The following is a 910-nucleotide window of genomic DNA, read 5'->3' as shown; positions in this document are numbered from 1 at the left end:
CGACGATCCGTTCGCGCTGACGCATCTGGAGGCGCTGGAGTCGGAGGCGGTGCACATCTTCCGGGAGGTGGCCGGGGAGTTCGAACGCCCGGTCATCCTCTTCTCGGGCGGCAAGGACTCCATCGTCATGCTCCACCTGGCGCTCAAGGCCTTCGCCCCCGCACCCGTCCCCTTCGCCCTCCTCCACGTCGACACCGGCCACAACTTCCCCGAGGTCCTCGACCACCGCGACCGCACCGCCGAACAGCACCACCTCCGGCTGCACGTCGCAAAAGTCCAGGACTTCCTCGACGACGGCACCCTGCGCGAACGCCCCGACGGCACCCGCAACCCCCTGCAGACCGTCCCCCTCCTGCACGCCATCGAACACCACCGCTTCGACGCCGTCTTCGGCGGCGGACGCCGCGACGAGGAGAAGGCCCGCGCCAAGGAACGCGTCTTCTCCCTCCGCGACGAGTTCGGCGGCTGGGACCCCCGCCGCCAGCGCCCCGAACTGTGGCAGCTCTACAACGGCCGCCACTCCCCCGGCGAACACGTCCGCGTCTTCCCGCTGTCCAACTGGACCGAACTCGACGTGTGGCAGTACATCGCCGCCGAGCAGATCGAACTGCCCGCCATCTACTACGCCCACGAACGGGAGGTCTTCTCCCGCAACGGCATGTGGCTCGCCCCCGGCGAGTGGGGCGGCCCCACCGACGCCGAAGCCGCCACCCTCACCACCCGCAGGGTGCGCTACCGCACCGTCGGCGACATGTCCTGCACCGGCGCCGTCGACTCCGACGCCGACACCAACGACAAGATCATCGCCGAGATCGCCGCGTCCCGCCTCACCGAACGCGGCGCCACCCGCGCGGACGACAAACTCTCCGAAGCCGCCATGGAAGACCGCAAGCGCGAAGGGTACTTCTGA

General features: G+C 69.6%; 1 protein-coding gene. It reads left to right on the top strand.

Annotated elements, in window-relative coordinates; translation table 11 throughout:
- Positions 1-910: sulfate adenylyltransferase subunit CysD (gene cysD, locus HOY81_RS27020; protein WP_237323341.1), on the top strand; the 910-nt coding region annotated here is incomplete at its 5' end.

It is taken from the genome of Streptomyces sp. JJ36 (assembly GCF_021696945.1).
Taxonomy (GTDB): domain Bacteria; phylum Actinomycetota; class Actinomycetes; order Streptomycetales; family Streptomycetaceae; genus Streptomyces.
This window is presented reverse-complemented; position numbering and strand designations above follow the sequence as displayed.